Source organism: Novosphingobium sp. 550D (genome assembly GCF_057401885.1).
This window is the reverse complement of sequence record NZ_CM171613.1, coordinates 2,255,222-2,276,514: the sequence shown is the minus strand read 5'-3', so window position 1 is coordinate 2,276,514 and position 21,293 is coordinate 2,255,222. Positions and strand designations below refer to the sequence as shown.

The window sequence follows — 21,293 nt, the reverse complement described above, 5'->3', positions numbered from 1 at the left end:
AGGTTTATCACGGCCTCACCGTTTTGATCACCGTCTCGCTCAACGCCCCGCCATTGCGGCGCAGGAACAGACGAAACTCGTTCTGCTTCAACCCGTCAACGCGAATGTCCAGCGTCACGCGCCACAGATCCTTCTGTCCTTCAACCGGCATGACATTGTTCAACAATACCGACCCCTTGGGCAGATCCGTCATCGCCTCGACATGGCTGTCGCGGTTCAATCCGCGCAGCGACGCGCCCGCGAAATCGAAGATATAGCGCGTGGCCCCGGCAATCGGATCACCGCCCGGAATACCCCCCGGCCCCATGAAGTAATCGACGCAAATGGCATTGCCATCGCCCATCATGTCGCCCTGTCCCCAACGCAGGCGATAGGCGAAATCGCGGCGATCACCGGCCCGCGCCGGTCGGTCGGAAATCCACATGGCGGCCATATTATCAACATTTTCCGAGATCGTGTTCATCTCGTACAACATGACCGCGCCCGGCCCCCAATCCCCCTGCGGTTCGACCCAGAGCGAGGGACGGCGGTTGTAGAAATTGAGGTCGTCCTGATAGTGGTCAAAGGCCTGATCGCGCTGGATCATGCCAAAGCCCTTCATACTGTCGGCGCGCAGCATATGGACACGCGGCCCCGGCGGATTGTCCAGCGGGCGCCAGATCCGCTCTCCACTGCCCGTATGGATGGCCAGACCGTCGCTGTCATGCACTTCCGGGCGCCAATCACCGGGCGTGTTGCGCTGGGCCTGATCGAAATAATACATGCTGGTGATGGGCGCCAAACCCAGCCGCCGGATGTCGCGCCGGATGAACAGCGATGCACGGATGCCATGTTCCACACCGCTGGCCGAACGCTGGATATCGAATGCATAGGCACCGGTCAGCGAAGGCCCATCGACCATGGCATGGATCAACAGGTGATCCTCGCCCTTCTGCTCGATCCAGAAATCGGTGAAGGCGGGAAATTCCTCCGGCCCCGGCATGGCGGTGTCAACCGCCACGGCGCGGGCGGACAGGCCATATTGCCCCGTCGGCCCCACCGCACGGAAATAGGACGCGCCAAGCGAAGCCAGCCAGTCGCCCCACCCCTTTGTCTCCAGCACGCGGAAACCTGCGACATCGACCGATTGCCCGCCGCCGAACAGGCCATGCGTATCGATGACCGTGCGCGCCATGCCGCCTTCGACAACATGGATGTTCACACGGTCAGGCGCGGTATCACCCTTGGCCGGGAACAGGCGCAAACGGCCCGCGATTGTATCGGCGGGCTCATAGCTCAACCGGGCATGGGCGTCGAAATCGGGCACGGTCTTGGTCGCCAATTGCCGCGCATAGGGTTTGCGCGCCCGCATCTGCGCCTGTTTGACCAGATCGTCCCATGCAAAAACCCGTGGCGGGCCGAAACGTCCATCGGTTTTGCCGGCCGCCCACGCGTTCCCGGCTAAAACCGTCAATAAAGCACCAAATCCGCTTTTCGCCACGTCCCGGCGGGTCATTCCAAAAGTCATCATGATCCTTTGTGGTCGCGCCGCCAACCGATGATCACCTGATCGCCCGGTTGAAGAGCGCTAGACAAAACCTCGCTGCGGCGACCGTCATTGGCCCCCAGCGCGACGGCAACGAAACGCGGTGCGCCATCGCTGCCTGAAACGTAAACGCCGCTTTGGCGACTGCGTTCCTCACCATGCAGGCTGAAAGTGAGCGCGGCATTGGGAACCAACAAAACATTTTCGCGTTCGGCCAAATCAATTTGCGCCGAACCGTCCAGTCCGGGCAACAGATTGGCCCCCGGCTTGTCCTTGTTTTGGGAAGCGTCCGGCGGGGCAAGGGCAAAGACCGCCTCGCGCCCGCCATGGGCCAGACGGTCAATGCGGATCAGCGTGGCGCTGCGTTCAGCATCGCTCTTGCCATCGATCAACACGCAGGCCCCGGCCTTGGCCGCCAGACGCCCCGCATCGCTTTCCGTAATCGGCACCGTCATGATCAGCTTTTCCGGATTGGCCGCGATGGTGCAAAGCGGTTGCCCCGCATGGACCCATTGCCCCGGCGCCACCGAACAGGCCACCAGATAGCCCGCAAAAGGCGCCCGCGCGATGGCATTGCCCATCAGGGCGCGGTCTTCCTTCAGCTTGCGCTCACCTTCGGCGATGGCATCCTGCGCCCGGCCCAGATCGATCTGCGCGCGTGAAACATCGGCGCGCGCACCCTCCATCTCGTTGACCGAAGGCACCCGGCCGCCCGATTTGCGCCACACGCTTTCATAGCGGTCCAACCGCACCTGATGTTCGCGCAGGGTGATCTGGGCGCGCTGCTGGGCCTCCTTGGCGCTTTGCAAGGCGGCTTCGTTGGCGGCGATGCTGCGGGCAACGGCCTGGGTGTCCAGAACCACCAGTTCCTGCCCCGCCGCGACCCGCATGTCGCCGGGCGAGGTCAGGCTGACCACCACGCCATCCTGCGCGGCGGCAATCGTCACCTCGCCTTCGCCATGCAGGGTGCCGCGCAGCGAGAGCGTGGGCGTCAGATCGCCCCTTTCGACCGGGGCGGTGAAATAGGGCGAATCCGTCCCCACCAGAAAGCGTGTGAACAGCCAAAGCGCCGCAAACCCGGCCAGCAGGACCAGCAACAGCACGACCAGTCCGCGCCGCCGCCGGGGCCTTTGCGCGCCCAGCAGACTATCGGTTGGCGACAGTTCAACCACAATGCGCCTCCTCGCCCATACCCTTCTCGCTCCATTGGCGGATGGTGGCAAGGGCGGCGGCATGGGCGGCCATGATCTGCGCCTCACGCGCGGCCAGAACATTGGCTTCGGCAATATAGAGCGCGGCAAATGTTGTCGCCCCGCCGCGATAGGCGATGCGCGCCGTGGCCAGAACCGCCTCGGCCTTGGCCAGCAGTTCGTCGGCATCCCCCTTGGCCGTAACGGCATTGCTAAGCGGCATGGGCGATGTCTTTTCCAACCTTGCGCGCAGCGAACCCGCATCCTGTCCGGTCAGTCGCGCCAGATCGGCCAGCGCATGGTCACGGGCATTGCGCGCCGCATCCTCGTCCGTGGCGTTCAATCCGACCATGACCCCGGCCATATCCTCGTCCAGCCCCGGCACCAGTCCGGCTTCATGGCGGAAATGGGCGATTTCGGCATTGTCCGCCCATGGTGCCATCATCGCATGGCGGGCGGTCAAACGCTCCTGCCACGCGCGCAGGCGCAGATAGGCCTCGGCCACCGCTTCGGCCTTGCGCAATCTTTGCGCGGCGCGATCGGCCTCCTCGGCATGGCGCTTTTGCTTGGCCTTGTGATGCAGCGCGCTCTGAATCCTGCCGCGAAACCCGCCGGGCGCCGGCATGCAAACCGGCGGCATGGATGTCAGCGCCTGCGCCACCATATCATCAAGCAACGCGTCGCCCGATTGGCGCCACCATGGCCCCGATGTGGAAGCTTCTGAAATTTGTGAAGAACCGGCCTGCGTAGGAACGCCCGTCTGCGGCGTACAGGCTCCGCAGGCAAGGATGAGCGCCGCAGCAACCCCTTGGAAAGAGGCCCAGCGTTGGGGAAACATAAGTTTGTGCACCCCACGTGCTTAGCAGAAGGAAAGCTGAACAGGGTACAAAGACCACTCCATCCATCGCGCATGGGCAACGCTTTGGCGGTCAACCTGTGACAAATCCGGGGTTTGGGATGGGGAAAGGTCGGGCTTGATTACTGCGCCAAATAGAACATAATAAGAACATATGAGAATCATAAACGCCCCTTCCCCGCTTTACAGCGATGCGCCGCCGATCCGCCGGTGGAGTTGCGGTATTGACGCCATGGATGCCGCGCTGGGCGGCGGTCTGGCCTATGGATCGATGCATGAAATCTATGCCGGAGAGGTGGGCGATGCCGCCGCCGCCGCCGGTTTCACTCTGGCCGCGGCAACTGGGATGAGTGGGGGCGGGATAAGCGATGGTGCAAATGGTACGCCGCGCCCGATGCTGTGGTTGCGTTCACGGCGCTGTGTCGGGGCGGTGGGCGTGTTTCAGGGGGCCGGTTGGGCGGATTTAAGCGGGGCGCATGATGGCGGGCTGATGGGGGTTGTGGGCGATACGGTCGGGTTGATGCGGGCGGCGGTTGATGGGCTGCGCTGCGGGGCGCTGGGCGCGGTGGTGATGGAATGCTGGGGGGCGATGCGCGAACTCGATCTGACCGCCACGCGCCGCTTTGCGCTGGCGGCCGAACAATCGGGCGTGCCGCTTTTCGTGCTGCGCGTGGACGCCGCCCCCGCGCCCAGCGCCGCCCGCACCCGGTGGCAGATTTGCGCCGCCCCTTCGCAGGGACTGGCCCAGGCCGGGCCGGGTCAGGCGCCGGGGCGCGCCACCTTTGATGTGACTTTGTTGCGCCAACGTTCGGGGCCGTCGGGCCTTGAATGGCGGCTGGAGTGGGACCGTGAGCAATGCCAATTCCGTGAAGCGCTATCTGGCGCTGTGGTTTCCGCGCCTGTCCACCGACAGGTTCCGGATAGAACAGGGCGACAGCACGCCGCCTGATGCGCCTTTGGCCATGGTGGCCAAGGTGCGCGGGGGCATCAGGCTGGGCGCGGTCAATCGCGCGGCGCGGGATCGGGGCATGAGCGTGGGCATGACGCTGGCCGATGCGCGGGCGGTGCTGCCCGAACTGATCGTGGCCGATATGGACGAGGATGCCGATGCCCACTGGCTGATGCGTCTGGCGCGGCGGTGCGATGTATGGTCGCCCCATGTGATGGTGGCGCGCCCCGATGGGCTGGTGCTGGAAAGCACGGGCGTCGATCATCTGTTCGGCGGAGAGGCCGGATTGGCCGCGCAAATCGAAGACGCGATGGCCCAGATTGGCATGGACATCCGCATCGCCGCCGCCCCCACGCCCGAGGCGGCGCAGGCATTGGCGCATTATGGCGCATGCCCGGTCAGGAATGGGCCGGTCAGGGATGAGGACGCCGCCATCCGTGCCCTGCCCATTGTCGCGCTGGGGCTGGACGGGGAAGGCACGCTGGCGCTGACGCGGGCGGGGCTGAAATGCGTGGGCGATGTGGCGGGGCGGTCGATGGCCAGCATTGCCGCGCGTTTCGGGGCCGATGCGGTCACCGCCCTGCGCCGCCTGCTGGGCGAGGAGCAGGCGCCGATCGCGCCGATCACCCGCCCGCGCCCGCTGCGTTTTGAACGGCGTTTTCCCGAACCCATTGCCTTGCAATCGACCGTAGCGGCCTGTTTCCTCGACCTGTTGCATCAGGCCGCCGCCGCGATGGGGGAACGCGATCTGGGCGGGCGACGCTTTGCCCTCACCCTGTTTCGCAGCGATGGGGCGCGGCATCGGTTGATGATCGAAACCGGCCAGCCCACGCGTGATCCGGCGCTGGTGCTGCGGCTGTTTGATGAACGGATCGCGGCGCTGGCCGATCCGCTTGATCCCGGCTTTGGCTATGACCGGATCACGCTGTTCATCCCTCTGGCCCAGCCTTTGGCCGCCAGCCAGCCCGAGTTGGACGGCGCGGAACAACAGGATGCCGCGCTGGCCGAATTGATCGACCGGTTAAGCACGCGTCTGGGGCCGCAGGCGCTGCGCCGTCTGGTGCCGCAGGACAGCCATATGCCCGAACAGGCGCAACTGGCCCTCCCCGCGATGAATCTGCCCACTCCCCGCCGATGGCCCGCCCCGCCGCCCGGAGAGCCGCCCCTGCGCCCCCTGTTCCTGTTCGATCCGCCCCAGCCGGTCGAGGTCATTGCCGAAGTGCCCGATGGTCCCCCGCACCGTTTCCGCTGGCAACGTAAAATGTATGAGATCCGCCTGTATGAAGGCCCCGAACGCATCGCCGCGCCATGGTGGCGGCGCAAGGAAGGCGAGATCCCCGGCATGGGCGGATTGACCCGCGATTATTACCGGGTCGAGGATGTGCGCGGGCGGCGTTACTGGATCTTTCGCCACGGGTTGTATGAAGAAAAGCCCGATCCGAAATGGTATATGCACGGGCTTTTCGCATGAATGCCCCCGCATTTGCCGAAATGATCGCGGCCAGTAATTACAGCTTTCTGCGCGGGGCATCGCACCCCGCCGACATGGTGGTGCGGGCGGTCAGGTTGGGCATGGTCGGCATGGGCATTGCCGACCGCAACAGCGTGGCGGGCGTGGTGCGCGCGCATAAGGCGTGGAAGGAGTTGGGCCGCGAGGAAAGCGGGCTGAAACTGGTGGTGGGTGCGCGGCTGGTTTTTGCCGATGATACGCCCGATATTGTCGCCTATCCGACCACGCGGCATGGCTGGGGGCGGCTGACGCGCTTGCTGACGCTGGGCAATCGGCGGGCGGAAAAGGGCGATTGCATCCTGCGCCTGCCTGATCTGCTCGATCATGCCGATGATCTGCTGCTGATCGCGACGGGACAGGACCGCGCGGTGGTCGAACAATTGCGCGAGGCGCGGCCCGATGCGGTCTGGATCGCCGCGCATATGTTGCGCAGCGGGGCCGATGCGCGGCGTCTGGCGCAGGTTCAGGCCCTGTCGGCGGCCGCCGGCGCGCCAATTCTGGCCAGCAATGATGCGCTTTACGATACGCCCGATGCGCGCCCGCTGCACGACATCCTCACCTGTATCCGCGAGGGCGCAACGATCCACACCGCCGGGCGCCGCCTTGCCATCAATGCAGAGCGCTATTTGAAAAGCCCCGCCGAAATGGCCCGCCTGTTCCGGGCCTGTCCCGAAGCCATCGCGGCCAGCATCGATGTGCTGAACCGCATCACCTTTACGCTGGACGAATTGCACTATGAATATCCCCATGAACCCGTGCCCGATGGGTGGGACGCGCAAAGGTGGCTGGAACATCTCGTGCTGGAGGGCAGCCGCGCCTATTTCCCCGATGGTCTGACGCCGGACTATTGGGCCGTGCTGAACGAGGAATTCCGCCTCATCCGCTCTTGCAAATATGCGCCCTATTTCCTGACCGTGCATGACATCGTGCGTCACGCGCGCAGCCTTGATCCCCCCATCCTGTGTCAGGGGCGCGGCAGCGCGGCCAATTCGCTGGTGTGCTATTTTCTGGGCATCACGCCGATCGATCCGGTGCGTGAAAAGCTGCTCTTTTCCCGTTTCCTGTCCGAGGCGCGCAACGAACCGCCCGACATTGACGTCGATTTCGAACATGAACGGCGCAAAGAGGTCATGCAATATATCTATGCCCGCTATGGCCGCGACCGCGCCGGGATTGCCGCCACCGTCATCCATTACCGCCCGCGCAGCACGATCCGCGAAGTGGGCAAGGCATTGGGCATGAGCGAGGATGTGACCGCGCGCCTGTCCTCGACCATATGGGGCAGTTGGGGCGGCGATGTGCCCGATGCGCGGGTGACACAGGCGGGCTTTGATCCGGCCAATCCGGTGATTGCGCGCATGAAAAATCTGGTCGATCAATTGCTGTGTTTTCCGCGCCATTTGTCGCAGCATGTGGGCGGTTTTGTGCTGACCCATGGGCGGTTGGATGAAATGGTGCCGATCCACAATGCCGCCATGCCCGACCGGACCTTCATCGAATGGGACAAGGACGATATTGACGAATTGGGCCTGATGAAGGTCGATGTGCTGGCGCTGGGCATGTTGACCTGTATCCGCAAGAGCTTCGACCTGCTTCGCCAGCACCGGCTGGGCGATTATCGGCTCAGCAATGTCCCGCTGGAGGATCCGGCCACCTATCGCATGCTGCAAAGGGGCGACAGTATCGGCACGTTTCAGGTCGAAAGCCGGGCGCAGATGGCGATGCTGCCCCGGATGCGGCCCAGCAAACTCTATGATCTGGTAATTCAGGTGGCCATTGTCCGCCCCGGCCCGATTCAAGGGGGCATGGTTCACCCCTATCTGCGCCGCCGCAATGGCGAGGAGAAGGTGGTCTATCCCAGCCCCGCCCTGCGCGATTTGCTCAAACGCACACTGGGCGTGCCGCTGTTTCAGGAACAGGCGATGAAACTGGCGATGGTCGGTGCCGGCTATAGTGTGGTCGACGCCGACCGTCTGCGCCGCGATATGGCCGCGTTCCGCCGCAATGGCCAGATCGAGGAAAACCACAGACGCAAGTTCATCGCCGGCATGATCGACAATGGCTATGATCCCGACTTTGCCGAAAGATGCTTTGAACAGGTCAAAGGCTTTGGCGAATATGGTTTCCCCGAAAGCCATGCGCAGGCCTTTGCGTGGCTGGCCTATGTGTCCTCATGGCTGAAATGTCGGCATCCGGCGGCCTTCACCTGCGCGCTGCTCAACAGCCAGCCGATGGGGTTTTACGCCCCCGCGCAGCTGATCCGTGACGCGCAGGAACATGGCGTGGTGGTGCGCCGCGTCGATGTGAACCACAGCGCATGGGATTGCACGCTGGAGGATGGAGGACAGGTTTTGCGGCTGGGCTTTTCACGGCTGGACGGATTTCGGCGCGAATGGGGCGATGCGATGGCGCGTGAACGCAACGGCGCGCCCTATGCCTCGGTCGAGGATCTGGCCCATCGCGCGGCTTTGCCTCCTGCGGCCTTGCGCAAACTGGCCGATGCCGATGCGCTGGGATCGCTGGGCCATTCCCGGCGTGAGGCTCTGTGGGAAGTGCGCCGCAAACCGCCCGCGCAATTGCCGCTTTTCGCCCATGCCGATGCGCCTGAATTGGGGCGCGAAACCGATGCGCCCTTGCCCGCCATGCCCACGGCCGAGGAAGTCATCGCCGATTACCAGACCTTGCGCTATTCGCTCAAAGGCCACCCGATGCGCTTTTTGCGAGAGGCTTTGACGCAGGAGGGGGTAAAGCCCTGTTCTGTCCTGCAAAACGTAAAGGATGGCAGCAAGATCCGCGTGGCCGGCGTGGTGCTGACCCGGCAACGTCCGGGCAAGGGCAATGCAGTCTTTATCACCATCGAGGATGAAACCGGCATCGCCAATGGCTTGCTGTGGACCCGCGACATGGAAAAACAGCGCGCCGCGGTGATGGCTTCGCGCCTGATGTTGCTCGAAGGCGTGGTTCAGCGCAGCAAGGAGAATGTCGTCCATGTCATGATCGATCGCGTGATCGACCGGACGGCCATGCTGGGCACCTTGACCGATACGCAGACAGATGGCCCCGCCCCCACCAGAACCCATCCACGCAATGTCCGCATCATGCCCAAATCACGCGATTTCCATTGATGTGATAAAAGCCTCGCTCGCCGCGCTCAAACGCCGGGCGCGGTGGGTCAACATCGAGAACTGGCGGGCGGCAAAGGGCCAGTCGAGATGCACGATCCGCCCCGCCGCCACGCGCGAAGCAGCCGCAAATTCCGACACCGCCGTGATCAGATCGCCGCCATCCAGCGCCTCCAGCACTGCGCCATTGGCGGGCAATTCCAGCCGCACGTCCAGATCCTCCCAATCCAGCCCCGCCTGCGCCAAAGCCATGCCCAGATGCGCCCGCGTGCCCGAACCCTCCTCTCGCAACACCCAGACCGCGCCGCGCAAAGCATCCCGGTCCAGCGCCCGCCCCGCCAGAGGATGGCCGGGCCGCGCATAGAGGCCAAGGCGATCTTCTCCCACCGATGTCACGCGCAACAAATCGCCCTGCGCCTCGCCCTCGACAAAGGCCAGATCGGCATCGCCCGCCAGCACCGCCTGCGCCCCCTCCTGCGTATTGCCCAGCGTCAGGGCCAGTGTGATCCCCGGATGGCGCTGCGCAAAACGGGCCATGCGCGCGGGCAGCCAATAGGTCGCCACCGTCTGGCTGGCCGCGATGCGCAGATGGCCGCGCCGCAATCCGGCCAGATCGTCCAGCGCCTGCGCCGCCTCTCTTGCCCGCGCCAGAACGCCGCGTGCCTCGGGCAGGAACGCTCTCCCCGCTTCGGACAATTCGATGGACCGCCCCACCCTGTCGAACAGGCGCAACCCGTGCCGCCCCTCCAGCACCGCAATCGCCGCGCTGACCGACGGCTGGGTCAGGTTCAGCGCCTGCGCCGCGCGGGTCATGTTCAGGCTTTGCGCGACTTCGACAAAGATGCGGAGCTGTTCAAGGGTCATTCCATAGAAATAGCCTATCAAATATACATATTCAATTGATTGGATCATTGAATAGCAAACGCGCAAAAGCATCCCATGGTGAACCGTCCCAACATCCCTGCCCACCTGCTGCCCGGCCTGACGCTGGTTGGCGCCATTGCCCTTGCCGCCTTTGGGGTGGAATGGGTGCAACAGGCGCTGCTGGGCCGGGTGTGGCTGGATGCCTTGGTGGTGGCCATCATCCTTGGCGCGCTGTGCCGCACGATCCGGCCCGCGCCGCAAACATGCGCCACCGGCATCGCCTTTGCCGCCAAGCCGGTGATGGAATGGGCCGTCGCGCTGATGGGCGCCACGATCAGCCTTGGCGCATTGGCAGGCATGGGATGGACGCTGGTGGGTTCGATTGTCGGCCTGATCGCGATGACCATTGCGCTGGGCTATGCCCTTGGCCGCTGGCTGGGGCTGAGCGGGCGGATGGCGCTGTTGGTGGCCTGCGGCAATGCAATCTGCGGCAATTCGGCCATCGCCGCCGTGGCCCCCGCGATCGAGGCCGATGGCGATGATGTGGCCGCCTCGATCGGCTTTACGGCGGTGCTGGGCATTGTGGTGGTGTTGCTGGTGCCGGTTATGGCGGGGGCTTTGCATCTGGACGCGGTGCGGGGCGGAATGCTGGCGGGGCTGACCGTCTATGCCGTGCCGCAGGTTCTGGCCGCGGCCCATCCGATGGGGGCCGTTGCGGTACAGGTGGGCGCGCTGGTGAAACTGGTGCGGGTACTGATGCTGGGGCCGGTGGTGACGGTCCTGTCGCTGGCCCATCGCGGAAACGGCGCGGCGCGGGGGCGGCTCTTTCCGGCCTTCATCCTGATCTTTCTGGCTCTGGCCATGGCGCATTCGGTGGGGGTTATCCCCCCCGCCCTGTCGGATGCGGCCCATCGGGCCAGCCTGCTGCTCACGGTTCTGGCCATGGCGGGACTGGGGCTCAGCGTCGATCTGACCCTTGTCGCACGTTCTGGCCTGCGGGTCAGCGCCAGCGCGATCCTGTGCCTTGGCGTGCTGTTTGGCGTGGCCATCTTGATCGTCAAACTGGCATGATCGTCAAACTGGCGGCATGAATTTCATTTCACTTGCCCCGCCCCGCGCCAAGGCCTTAGTGAAAGACGATGAACCAGATAATGGTGGTGGAAGATGATGCCGAAGTGGCACAGGTGATTACCGATTGCCTGCGCGCGCAAGGTCATCATGTCCTGCATGCCACAACCGGACGCGAGGCGCTGGCCCATACAAAGACGACCCGCTTTGACGCGATCACGCTGGACCGGATGCTGCCCGATATGGACGGGCTGGCGCTGGTGGCGCGGTTGCGCGCCGAACAGGTGATGACGCCGGTGCTGATGATTTCCTCGCTGGGCGATGTGGATCAACGCATTGCGGGCCTGCGGGCGGGCGGCGATGATTATATGGTCAAACCCTTTGCGCCGGACGAAGTCGCCATGCGCGTCGAGGTGCTGTTGCGGCGCGGACGGGATTATCCCGCCGAAGGGCGCCTTGTGGTCGGCCAACTGGAAATGGATCTCATCAAGCGCAAGGTCTGGTTGGGCGGCGAACCGGTCGCCTTGCTGCATAAGGAATTTCGCCTGCTTGAATTCCTTGCCCGCCATCCCGGCCAGATTTTGAGCCGCCAGATGATCTTTGAACAGGTCTGGGGCTATTTCTTTGATCCGGCGGACAATCTGATCAATGTCCACATCGGCAAATTACGCCGCAAGCTGGAACGGCCCAACCAATCTGGCAAGAGCCAAAACACCATCATCGAAACGGTGAAGGGCGAAGGCTATCGGCTGGTGGCGGACTGAACTTGCCCATCAAGCCCCCTCGTATGCCGCGCCCCGATCTGCCATGGGGTGAATTGCGCCGGACATCGGCGTTCCGGCTGATGCTGATGCTGGGCGCAGTGTTCTTGCTGGCGGTGGTCGCGCTGTTGGGCCTGACCTATTTTCTGACCAAGGGCGAGTTGATCAACCGATCCGACCGCATCATCGCATCGGAAACCGCAAGGTTGGGCCATGCCCCCACCAACCTGCGCGCAGATGAGGTAAAGGCCGCCATTGCCACCAGCATTTCGGGTCTCAACTATTTTGCCCTGATCGATGCGCAAGGGCATGAAATCGCAGGAAACCTGAAATGGAATGACCCACCCCCGACCGAGGCGATGAAGGAGTGGCCCGCCGGGACGCTGGCCCCCGGACCACTGTTGTCCATGACCACGCGCCTGCCCGATGGGCAAAGTCTGATCGTGGCGCGCGACATTACCCCGGCGGTTGAATTTCGCACCCGCATTCTGGACCTATCGCTGACGGCGGGGGCCATCGTGATCCTGTCCGCCTCCATCGCCGCCATCGCGCTCAGCCTTGGCCCGATCCGCCGGATTGCCCAATTGCGCACCGATGCCAAACGCATTTCGGCGGGCGAGTTTTCACACCGCATTCTGGTTTCGCCGCGCGGCGATGAACTCGATCTGGTGGCCGACACGATGAACGGCATGGTCGAGGAGATTGAGCGCCTGATGGAACAGGTCAAAGGTGCGACCGATGCCATTGCCCATGATCTGCGCAGCCCGTTGGCGCGGCTTCGCATGCGTTTGGCCATGATGGACCCGCGCCCCGAAGGCGTGGATCAGGCGGTAGAGGATATTGACGCGGTGCTGGGCCGTTTCGACGCCCTGTTGCGCATTGCCGAATTGGAAGCGGCCAATCGCCGCGCCGGTTTCGGCCCGCTTGACCCGATGATGCTGATGACCACGGCGGCCGAACTCTATGAACCGCTGGCCGAGGAGCGCGGGATCGAAATCGCCATCAGCGGCAGTTACGGCCATCAGATCATGGGCGATGAAGCGCTGCTGGTCGAGGCGGTGGGCAACCTGCTGGACAATGCGATCAAGTTCGCGCCGCAAGGGGGGCGTATCCGCCTGAACCTGATCAGGCGGGCACAGGAATTGATCATAGAACTGGCCGATAATGGGCCGGGCATTGCGCGGTCGGAACGCGACGCTGTGCTGCGCCGTTTCTATCGCGGCGCAGCCAGCAGGCAAACGCCGGGATCGGGGCTTGGCCTCAATCTGGTTGCGGCGATTGTGCATCTGCACGGGTTCGGATTGGAACTGGGCGATGCCGGACCGGGATTGGTTGTGCGCATACGCGCCCCGGAATGGCGCAACGACGCCGCGTAAAGCCGCGAAGCGAGGCATGCCGTAAAAGAAACGCCTCGCTCAGAATTCAGTCAGTCCTGAACCTCGGCACCCGCTTCTGCGCGCTCCTGCGCTATGGCGGCTTCCTGCTTCTTTTTCTTGTCCTGATCGTAATGCCATTTGATCGAGAAGAACATTCCCGTCCCAAAAACAACGACCTTGAGGGTGATCAAAAATACGGGAACCCATTCCATGGCGAATAGCTGACTCTTTCTATGGCGAGGCAAATTGCCTCAAAACGCCGGTCCAGATGGAAATCTGCACAATGCAGGGCATCAACGCTTGAACCTGTCCCGGCGACACCCTTTACCATTAAAAAAGGACCGATTCCGTCGGGCATTGTCGCCCATACGCCCGGTGAGCATCATTGCGCAAGCGACAATCTAATCCATCGCAATTGCAAAAACCGCATGCTAGATTGACCCCGATTGCCGCAATGCAGCAACCTAAAATCCAATTCATTTGAAACCCCGCCCCAAGGGTACGAAACGCAGACCTGCAACCGGCGCATCCCCCCCCATCGCGTCGCCAAGATCGGGTCTTCATGCTTCAACTCGTCAAAATCGCACTAGGCAAGCCATATACCTTTGTGGTGATGGCCATCCTCATCGTGCTTGGCGGTTCCATCGCCTGGCTTCGTTCCCCCACCGACATTTTCCCGGACATCAAAATGCCCGTCATCGCGGCGGTGTGGTCCTATAAGGGCCTGCCCCCCGAAGACATGGCCGGGCGCGTCGTTTACTATTACGAACGCCAGCTATCGACCACCGTCAACGACATCGATCACGTCGAAAGCCAGTCCTATGCCGGCATGGGCGTGGTCAAAATCTTCTTTCACCCCGGCGTCGACATTCGCACCGCCACCGCACAGGTGACCGCGATTTCGCAAACCGTGCTGAAACAGATGCCGCCGGGCATGACGCCGCCGCTGGTGATGAATTATAACGCCTCGACCGTGCCGATCCTGCAATTGGCGCTGTCATCGCCGACGCTGGGCGAACAAAAGACGTTCGACTTTGGCATCAACGCCATCCGCCCCGGCCTGGCCCAGGTCGAAGGCGCCGCCGTCCCCACCCCCTATGGCGGGCGCGAACGCCAGATCCAGATCGACATCGATCCCGCCGCGCTTCAGGCCCACCACCTGTCGGCCACCGATGTCGGCACCGCGCTTGCCGCGCAAAACCAGATCGTGCCCCCGGGCACCGCGCGCATCGGCACGTTTGAATATACCGTCCATCTGAACAACAGCCCCAGCGCGATCGATGATCTCAACAAGCTGCCCATCCGCACGGTGGGCGGCACGACGATCACGATTGGCGATGTGGCCCACGTTCACGACGGATCGCCCCCGCAACAGAATATCGTGCGCGTCAATGGCACCCGCGCAGTGCTGATGACCATCCTCAAGGCTGGGTCGGCCTCGACCGTGGCGATTGTCGATGGCGTCAAAAAGATCGTGCCGCAATTACAGCTCACCCTGCCCTCCGACCTGCACATTTCCTTCCTTTCCGACCAGTCGGTCTTTGTCAAAGGCGCGGTTTCGGGCGTGATCCGCGAAGGCGTGATTGCCGCCGTGCTGACCAGCCTGATGATCCTGCTCTTCCTTGGTTCGTGGCGCTCGACGGTGATCATCGCAACCTCGATCCCGCTGGCGGTTCTGGCCGCGGTGATGGGTTTGGCGATGACCGGCGAAACGCTCAACATCATGACGCTGGGCGGCCTGTCGCTGGCGGTCGGCATTCTGGTGGATGACGCGACCGTCACCATCGAAAACATCAACTGGCACCTTGAACAGGGTAAAGGCGTGCAGGAGGCCATCCTCGATGGCGCGCAACAGATTGTTCAGCCTGCTCTCGTCAGCCTGCTGTGCATCTGCATCGCCTTTGTGCCGATGTTCTTCCTGCCCGGTGTGGCAGGCTTCCTCTTTGCCCCGATGGCGAAATCCGTCGTCTTTGCAATGATCGCCTCGTTCATCCTCAGCCGTACTTTGGTGCCCACCATGGGCAACTATCTGCTGCGCGCCCATGCCCCCGAACATATCGGCGAACAAATGCGCGAACATGACGCCGCCGTCGGCCATCCCGGCACGCACAACCCGCTGCGCCGGTTCCAGCATGGTTTCGAGGTGCGCTTTGAAAAGATCCGCAGCTGGTATGTCGGCGCGCTTTCTCTGGCGCTCAACCGGCGTAAACAGGTGATCGTCGGCTTTGCGGTCATCGTCGCGCTTTCGCTGGTGCTGGTGCCCTTCCTTGGCCGCAACTTCTTTCCGGCGGTCGATACGGGCCAGATCGGCATTCACGTCCGCGCGCCGGTTGGCACGCGTATCGAAGAAACCGCCGCCATGTTCGACCGGATCGAAGACCGCGTCCGCTCACAATTGCCCAAGGGCGAAATCGCCAGCATGACCGACAACATCGGCCCGCCGGTATCGGGCATCAACCGCGCCTATTCGAACACCGGCGGCATCGGCCCACAGGACGGCGACATCCTGATCTCGCTGAAGGAAGACCATGGCGCAACCGACGATTATGTCCGCCAACTGCGCGCCGATCTTCCCAAGGCGTTTCCGGGCACGGTCTTCTCGTTCCTGCCGGTGGATATCGTCAGCCAGATCCTGAACTTTGGCGCGCCCGCCCCGATCGACGTGATGGTCACCGGCCCCGATGCCGCCGCCAATGAAGCCTATGCCCATATGGTCGCGGCAAAAATGGCGCGCATTGGCGGCGTGGTGGACGTTCGCCTGCAACAGGCGTCCAACTATCCCCAGATCGGCGTCAACATCGACCGCGCACAGGCGGACCGTCTGGGCATTACCGAAAATGACGTGACGCGCTCGCTGTCCGTTGGCCTGTCGGGGTCCAGTCAGGTGGCGCCCACCTTCTGGCTCAACCCCAAGAACGGCGTGTCCTACCCAATCGTGGTCCAGGCCCCGCTGTGGCACACCGACAGCATCGCCGCCCTGCAAAATACCCCCATCAGCGGCAGCACCGGCGCGTTCCAGACGCTGTCCGCTCTGGGCACGTTAAAGCGCGGCCCCAGCCCGGCGGTGATCACCCATTATGCGGTGCGCCCCGCCTTTGACATCTATGCCGCCACGCAAGGGCGCGATCTGGGCGCGGTTTCGGCCGACATCCAGAAGATCCTCGACGCCACCAAGGGCGACCTGCCCAAGGGCGCACAGGTTGCCTTGCGCGGTCAGGTGGAAACGATGAACACCGCCTTTGTCGGCCTGATTGCCGGTTTGGCGGGGGCCATCGTGCTGATCTACCTGCTGATCGTGGTGAATTTCCAAAGCTGGGCCGATCCGGCCGCCATCGTCTCGGCTCTGCCTGCGGCATTGGCGGGGATCGCATGGATATTGTTCGCCACGGGCACCACGCTGTCGGTGCCCGCACTGACCGGGGCCATCCTGTGCATGGGCGTGGCGACCGCCAACTCTGTGCTGGTGGTCAGTTTCGCCCGCGAAAGGCTGGCGGCCTGCGGCAATGCGCTTCAGGCCGCGTTGGAGGCCGGATCCACCCGTTTCCGCCCGGTTCTGATGACGGCTTTGGCCATGATCATCGGCATGGGTCCGATGGCGCTGGGCATGGGCGAAGGCGGTGAACAGAACGCCCCGCTGGGCCGTGCCGTTATCGGCGGACTTATCTTTGCCACCATGGCCACGCTGGTTTTCGTGCCTGTGGTGTTCAGCCTGATCCATCGCGGCGATCAGAAGGAGCTTTCCGAAAATGACTGATACTTCCTTTACGCAGGCCACCCCTCCCCCCCCTCGGGGCCTGCGGTCGGCGGGCATCGCGGCAGGGGCAATAGCCATCGCCGTGGTGCTCGCCGGCACCTGGTCGCGCGCGCATGAAAACAACGAAGCGCGCGCATGGGCCGATGACCAGAGCACCCCCACCGTGCGCCTGATCACGCCCAAGCCCACCGGCACCAGCGACGAACTGGTCCAGCCCGGCACGATCGAGGCATGGACATCGGCCCGCCTGTTCGCCCGCGTCCCCGGATATGTCCGCGCATGGTACGCCGATATTGGCGCAAAGGTTGCCGCAGGCGCGCCCCTTGGCGCCATCGACACGCCCGAATTGGACCAGCAGATCATTCAGGCCCGCGCCACCCTTGTCCGCGTCAAGGCCGAGGCGACGTTGGCCCGCACCACGGCGGCGCGCTGGACCGACCTGCTCAAAAGCCATTCGGTTTCCCAGCAGGAGACCGATGAAAAAAACGCCAATGCCGCCACCCACGTCGCCGCCGTGAACGAGGCGCAGGCCAATCTGGGACGGCTTCTGGCGATGAAGGCCTATGCCACGATCCGCGCGCCCTTTGCCGGGACGGTTACTTTACGTAACGCCGACATTGGCGATCTGGTCGGGCCGGGATCGACCAATCCCAACCCGATGTTCGCCATGGCCGACGGCCACCGCCTGCGCGTCTATGTCAGCGTACCCCAGCAATATGCCCCGCTGATGCGTTCGGGCCTGACGGCGCGTTTGACCGCGCCTGCATGGCCGGGGCGCAATTTCACGGCCCGGCTGGTCGATCAATCGGGCGCGATCAATCCGCAGACCGGCTCGCTTCAGGTGCAATTGGTGATGGACAATGCCGACGACGCGCTGCGCCCCGGCGGCTTTGCGCAAGTGCACTTTGATGTGCCGGTGCCCGCCGGACGGCTGAACCTTCCGGCCAGCGCGCTGATCCTGCGCGGCGGCGGGACCAAGGTGGCCACCGTCGATGCATCGGGCAAGGTCCATTTCGCCAACGTCACCATCGCGCAGGATCAGGGCAATTCGGTCGACATCTCATCCGGCCTGAAACCGGGCGAGAAGGTCATCGACAGCCCGCCGGACTCGCTGCTGGACGGTCAAAAGGTCCATGTTGCAGGGGGCGCGAATGGCTAAGCGCTGGATCGGGTTTTTACCCCTTCTGGCGGCGGCCTGTAGTCAGGCACCCGCCTATCGCCCGCCCCAGGCGCCCCTGCCCGCCACGTTCGCCGATGCCGACAAAGTGTGGGGCGAGGCCCAGCCCGCCGCGCCGCAGGTGGACAAGGCATGGTGGCATGGCCTGAACGATCCGGCGCTCGATGCGTTGGAGGAACGGCTGGACAAGGACAATCCCAGCCTTGCCGCGATCCTTGCCAAGCACCGGCTTGCCATGGCCGCGCTGCGCCAGAGCAAGGCGGCGCAGATGCCCGATGTGGAATCATCAGGCACGTTGACACGCAACCGGCAATCGGATGACCGCCCTTTGCGCGGCGGAACACAGCCCGATTATTATGGTTCCGATACGGTCGGCGCCACGGTCAGCTATGAACTGGACCTGTGGGGCCGGGTGCGCGATTCCGTCCGTGCGGCGAAAGCCAATGCTCTGGCCAGCGCCGATGACGCGGCTGCGCTGCGCCTTGCGCTACAGGCCGATCTGGCCAGCACATGGGCGGCCATGCGCGGGGCGGATCTGGAAATCGCGATCCTGTCCGATGCGGTGGCGGCCTATCAGAGGGCCGATGATGTGACGCATCACCGCTATGACGGCGGCATTGCCAATGGCATCGACGTGGGCCGCGCCGACGCGCAATTGGCCGATGCGCAGGCACAACTGGCGCAGGTCCGCGCCCAGCGCGCCGTTTTGGCCCATGCCGTTGCCACATTGGCGGGCATTCCGGCGGGTGAAGCCCAATTTGCGCCTGTAAATGGATCTCTCGGCATTCTGTCCGTGCCCGCCACCCTGCCCGCCACGCTGTTGCAGCGGCGGCCGGACATCGCGGCAGCGGAAAGGCGCATGTATGCCGCCAATCGCGCCATTGGCGTTGCCCGCGCGGCGCGGTTTCCGCAAATCTCGCTGGGCGGCAATGGCGGGTTTCAAAGCATGGCAGTGTCCAGCCTGATTTCCGCGCCCAATGCCTTCTGGGCCGTGGGGCCGCAATTCAGCCTGCCGATCTTTGACGGGGGGCGGATCAAGGCGCGGATCGAAGCCGCGCGGGCCGATTGGGACGCGGCCAGCGCCAATTATCGCGGCAACGTATTGCAGTCCATGCGCGAGGTTGAGGACAGCCTGACATCCATGGACCAATTGCAACAGGAAGGCGCCGCGCAAAACCGGGCCGCCGCCGCAGCAGGGCAAGCCTCCAAACTGTCCTATGAACTCTACATCAAGGGCGCCAACACCTTGCTGGACGTGGTGACGGCTGAAACCGCCGAACTGGCCGCCCGCCGCCGCGCCGCGCAAGTCGCAACGCAGCGCGTGCAGGTCAGCATCGCCCTCGTCCGGGCGCTGGGAGGGCCAGCAGCTTAGAACAACGCGTCATCGAACAGGGCGTCATCATCATCCGGCGGCGGATTGGTGGCGCCCAGCCCGGCATGGACCACAGAGATGCCCATCAGTGGCGCCATGCCGGGCAACAGATGGCGATCATGCACGCGCCGTTCGCTGCTCATCGTATATTTGCGGGCCATATCGCCCATCAACCCTTCGACCGGATGGGGCTTTTGCGCCGCGACATCGACCTCATCGCGTCCGGCCAGAACGGCAAAACTGTCGGTCATCGCGCGCAGGCTTTCCGACAACGTGCCGCAAATGGACAGTTCATCGGACGCCGCATCAATCATGCTGGCAATGCCCTGGGCGCGTTTGTCGACATCGGCCATGGCCTGCTCGCTCTCGCTCGCGCCTTGCCGGATGATCTGCAACGCATTGCCCAGCATCGTGTCGACGCCCGGTTGGCCGGTCATGCTATGGCCATTTTCGAATGCCTGACTTTGCACCCCCAGATCGTCGGCCACATGTCCGATGCCAAGGATCAATTCGGCCAGTTGCTGGGAACAGATACGGATTTCATCGGCGATCACCGCCACCGGGCGCCCGATCTGGGCATCGCGGCGGGCGCGAATGTTCACGTTGATCGCCATGTAATCGACGTCAAAGCGCAGGCTTTCGATCGCCTGTACCCGTTGGCGCAGGGCGTGGACAACCTGCACCACGACTTCGGCAATTTCGGTGGCCTTTTCATTGGCGCGCTGCAACTGGCCGGTCATGCCATGGGCATCGGCGATGCAATTGCTCAGGTCGTGGAGGAAGTCATTGCTTTGGTGCATCGTGTCGTCACGGCGGCCATTGCCCAGCAATTGCGCGCAATCCGGCCCCAGCGCGCCCAAGGCATCAAGCAGATCGCCGGTCTGGTCGATAAAGTCGCGGGTCAGATCACCCAATTGATCGCCATAGAGGCGCAGCATATGGCCCCGCGTCCCGTCCGGATCAACCGCCGCCGGATCGGCCAGCAGGCTTTCCAGCGCGCGGCAGCCATCCAGCACGTGTTCGAGCCTTTGCCGCGTAATATCGCCCACCTGCATCGCGGCCAGAGCCGTGCCCACCCGACCTTGCAGCCGCATGATGATGGCGCGGGTGTTGCCCGCCACTTGCGACAGCCACGCCTGACGCGACCGCAATTGCTGCACCTCATCCACCAGACGGTTGGGCACTTGGGGGATCACGCGCGCGCATTCGCGGGCCAGCACGTCATCCACCCGGCGCATATCGGCCAGGCTGGATTGCATGACCTTGATCTGATTGTTGAAGGCTTCGACTTCGCGGCTGCCTGATTTCAGTTTGACCGCCATGTCATTGGCAAATTCGACAAATTCATCAGCGCCCGCCGCCGCGATCTTCAAATTGACCGTATAGAATTCCAGCACCGTCAGAATACGCGCAATTTCCGCCGACAATGTGCCCAATTTCTGCATAACAGCGGCCAGAGACGTCACCTGACGCGCCCTTTCGCTTTGGCGTTCGGGCGCCTCGCGCAATTGGCGCGCGGCCGACAGCAATGCCTCGGCCGCCTCGCTATCCCCGCCCGATCCATCGCCCAGAACGCGGCCCATCACATCAAGGCCGGATAATACCGCCCCCATCGCTTCGACCAGCCGCGCCAGCGTTTCGCCCGCCGGGATAAAGCGGGAATCGAGGCTGGTGACAATATCGGCCATGCCCGCCTGTGCATCGGCGGTCTGGCCGATGCCTGGGCTGGTGGCGTCGAAAACGGGGAAGCTGGTATGTTTCATCAAGTT

Annotated in this window: 15 protein-coding genes; 9 read left to right on the top strand and 6 right to left on the bottom strand. The window is 63.6% G+C overall.

Annotation, left to right across the window (positions count from 1 at the left end; translation table 11 throughout):
- Positions 1 to 7: 7 nt before the first annotated feature.
- Genes AC2S2E_RS10700 through AC2S2E_RS10690 form a run of 3 tightly spaced genes read right to left on the bottom strand, consistent with a single transcriptional unit; the run spans position 8 to position 3,553 of the window.
- On the bottom strand, positions 8 to 1,510 hold the full coding sequence (locus AC2S2E_RS10700) for a glucan biosynthesis protein (RefSeq protein WP_486522319.1): 1,503 nt from the start codon (positions 1,508 to 1,510) through the stop codon (positions 8 to 10).
- Positions 1,507 to 2,697, bottom strand: a complete 1,191-nt coding sequence (locus tag AC2S2E_RS10695) for an efflux RND transporter periplasmic adaptor subunit (RefSeq protein WP_486522318.1) — start codon at positions 2,695 to 2,697, stop codon at positions 1,507 to 1,509. The genes AC2S2E_RS10700 and AC2S2E_RS10695 overlap by 4 nt, the downstream gene beginning before the upstream one ends.
- The gene (locus AC2S2E_RS10690) at positions 2,690 to 3,553 is read right to left on the bottom strand and encodes a TolC family protein (RefSeq protein ID WP_486522316.1); all 864 of its coding nucleotides are present in this window, start codon (positions 3,551 to 3,553) and stop codon (positions 2,690 to 2,692) included. Before AC2S2E_RS10690 ends, AC2S2E_RS10695 begins: the two co-directional genes overlap by 8 nt.
- Positions 3,554 to 3,725: 172 nt before the next feature.
- Between AC2S2E_RS10690 and AC2S2E_RS10685 the strand changes: the two genes are divergently transcribed.
- The 3 genes from AC2S2E_RS10685 to AC2S2E_RS10675 are packed head-to-tail and all read left to right on the top strand — an operon-like array spanning position 3,726 to position 9,155.
- Entirely contained in the window at positions 3,726 to 4,520 is a 795-nt protein-coding gene (locus AC2S2E_RS10685; protein WP_486522314.1) for an ImuA family protein, read from the top strand.
- Between the two features lie 13 nt (positions 4,521 to 4,533).
- Complete coding sequence (locus AC2S2E_RS10680) at positions 4,534 to 5,991, top strand: Y-family DNA polymerase (protein WP_486524582.1); 1,458 nt, start codon at positions 4,534 to 4,536, stop codon at positions 5,989 to 5,991.
- Positions 5,988 to 9,155 carry an error-prone DNA polymerase gene (locus AC2S2E_RS10675; protein ID WP_486522312.1) on the top strand — a complete coding sequence of 1,056 codons (3,168 nt, stop codon included), beginning with the start codon at positions 5,988 to 5,990 and terminating at the stop codon, positions 9,153 to 9,155. Before AC2S2E_RS10680 ends, AC2S2E_RS10675 begins: the two co-directional genes overlap by 4 nt.
- Here the strand turns inward: AC2S2E_RS10675 and AC2S2E_RS10670 are convergent.
- Positions 9,138 to 10,016, bottom strand: coding sequence for a LysR substrate-binding domain-containing protein (locus tag AC2S2E_RS10670; protein WP_486522311.1), 879 nt, complete (start codon positions 10,014 to 10,016; stop codon positions 9,138 to 9,140). The two genes, AC2S2E_RS10675 and AC2S2E_RS10670, sit on opposite strands and share 18 nt — an antisense overlap.
- 75 nt (positions 10,017 to 10,091) lie before the next feature.
- Here AC2S2E_RS10670 and AC2S2E_RS10665 point away from each other — a divergent pair, with 75 nt between their 5' ends.
- The 3 genes from AC2S2E_RS10665 to AC2S2E_RS10655 all read left to right on the top strand — a co-directional run bounded on the left by AC2S2E_RS10665 (position 10,092) and on the right by AC2S2E_RS10655 (position 13,221).
- Complete coding sequence (locus AC2S2E_RS10665; protein WP_486522309.1) at positions 10,092 to 11,087, top strand: YeiH family protein; 996 nt, start codon at positions 10,092 to 10,094, stop codon at positions 11,085 to 11,087.
- A gap of 68 nt (positions 11,088 to 11,155) precedes the next feature.
- On the top strand, positions 11,156 to 11,848 hold the full coding sequence (locus AC2S2E_RS10660) for a response regulator transcription factor (RefSeq protein WP_486522308.1): 693 nt from the start codon (positions 11,156 to 11,158) through the stop codon (positions 11,846 to 11,848).
- 23 nt (positions 11,849 to 11,871) lie between these two features.
- On the top strand, positions 11,872 to 13,221 hold the full coding sequence (locus AC2S2E_RS10655) for a sensor histidine kinase (protein ID WP_486522307.1): 1,350 nt from the start codon (positions 11,872 to 11,874) through the stop codon (positions 13,219 to 13,221).
- 50 nt (positions 13,222 to 13,271) lie between these two features.
- Here AC2S2E_RS10655 and AC2S2E_RS10650 read toward each other — a convergent pair whose 3' ends face one another.
- Positions 13,272 to 13,433, bottom strand: coding sequence for a hypothetical protein (locus AC2S2E_RS10650; RefSeq protein WP_486522305.1), 162 nt, complete (start codon positions 13,431 to 13,433; stop codon positions 13,272 to 13,274).
- Positions 13,434 to 13,783: 350 nt separating this feature from the next.
- On the opposite strand from AC2S2E_RS10650, the gene AC2S2E_RS10645 reads away from it, so the two are divergent.
- The 3 genes from AC2S2E_RS10645 to AC2S2E_RS10635 are packed head-to-tail and all read left to right on the top strand — an operon-like array spanning position 13,784 to position 19,524.
- A complete protein-coding gene (locus AC2S2E_RS10645; protein ID WP_486522304.1) occupies positions 13,784 to 16,975 on the top strand; it encodes an efflux RND transporter permease subunit in 3,192 nt (1,063 codons plus the stop codon).
- Positions 16,968 to 18,134: an efflux RND transporter periplasmic adaptor subunit gene (locus AC2S2E_RS10640; protein ID WP_486522303.1), complete on the top strand. Its 1,167-nt coding sequence runs from the start codon at positions 16,968 to 16,970 to the stop codon at positions 18,132 to 18,134. Before AC2S2E_RS10645 ends, AC2S2E_RS10640 begins: the two co-directional genes overlap by 8 nt.
- Entirely contained in the window at positions 18,127 to 19,524 is a 1,398-nt protein-coding gene (locus AC2S2E_RS10635; protein ID WP_486522302.1) for an efflux transporter outer membrane subunit, read from the top strand. The genes AC2S2E_RS10640 and AC2S2E_RS10635 overlap by 8 nt, the downstream gene beginning before the upstream one ends.
- On the opposite strand, the gene AC2S2E_RS10630 is transcribed toward AC2S2E_RS10635, so the two are convergent.
- Entirely contained in the window at positions 19,521 to 21,287 is a 1,767-nt protein-coding gene (locus AC2S2E_RS10630; protein WP_486522301.1) for a chemotaxis protein, read from the bottom strand. The genes AC2S2E_RS10635 and AC2S2E_RS10630 overlap by 4 nt on opposite strands.
- Positions 21,288 to 21,293: the final 6 nt, after the last annotated feature.

What these genes read in the sequence shown, in the direction of transcription:
- AC2S2E_RS10655 (WP_486522307.1), top strand. Translation starts at nt 11,872, where the DNA reads ATGCCGCGCCCCGATCTGCCATGGGGTGAATTGCGCCGGACATCGGCG.
- AC2S2E_RS10700 (WP_486522319.1), bottom strand. Translation starts at nt 1,510, where the DNA reads ATGATGACTTTTGGAATGACCCGCCGGGACGTGGCGAAAAGCGGATTT.
- AC2S2E_RS10690 (WP_486522316.1), bottom strand. Translation starts at nt 3,553, where the DNA reads ATGTTTCCCCAACGCTGGGCCTCTTTCCAAGGGGTTGCTGCGGCGCTC.
- AC2S2E_RS10635 (WP_486522302.1), top strand. Translation starts at nt 18,127, where the DNA reads ATGGCTAAGCGCTGGATCGGGTTTTTACCCCTTCTGGCGGCGGCCTGT.
- AC2S2E_RS10675 (WP_486522312.1), top strand. Translation starts at nt 5,988, where the DNA reads ATGAATGCCCCCGCATTTGCCGAAATGATCGCGGCCAGTAATTACAGC.
- AC2S2E_RS10665 (WP_486522309.1), top strand. Translation starts at nt 10,092, where the DNA reads ATGGTGAACCGTCCCAACATCCCTGCCCACCTGCTGCCCGGCCTGACG.
- AC2S2E_RS10680 (WP_486524582.1), top strand. Translation starts at nt 4,534, where the DNA reads ATGGTGGCCAAGGTGCGCGGGGGCATCAGGCTGGGCGCGGTCAATCGC.
- AC2S2E_RS10660 (WP_486522308.1), top strand. Translation starts at nt 11,156, where the DNA reads ATGAACCAGATAATGGTGGTGGAAGATGATGCCGAAGTGGCACAGGTG.
- AC2S2E_RS10670 (WP_486522311.1), bottom strand. Translation starts at nt 10,016, where the DNA reads ATGACCCTTGAACAGCTCCGCATCTTTGTCGAAGTCGCGCAAAGCCTG.
- AC2S2E_RS10630 (WP_486522301.1), bottom strand. Translation starts at nt 21,287, where the DNA reads ATGAAACATACCAGCTTCCCCGTTTTCGACGCCACCAGCCCAGGCATC.
- AC2S2E_RS10645 (WP_486522304.1), top strand. Translation starts at nt 13,784, where the DNA reads ATGCTTCAACTCGTCAAAATCGCACTAGGCAAGCCATATACCTTTGTG.
- AC2S2E_RS10640 (WP_486522303.1), top strand. Translation starts at nt 16,968, where the DNA reads ATGACTGATACTTCCTTTACGCAGGCCACCCCTCCCCCCCCTCGGGGC.
- AC2S2E_RS10685 (WP_486522314.1), top strand. Translation starts at nt 3,726, where the DNA reads ATGAGAATCATAAACGCCCCTTCCCCGCTTTACAGCGATGCGCCGCCG.
- AC2S2E_RS10650 (WP_486522305.1), bottom strand. Translation starts at nt 13,433, where the DNA reads ATGGAATGGGTTCCCGTATTTTTGATCACCCTCAAGGTCGTTGTTTTT.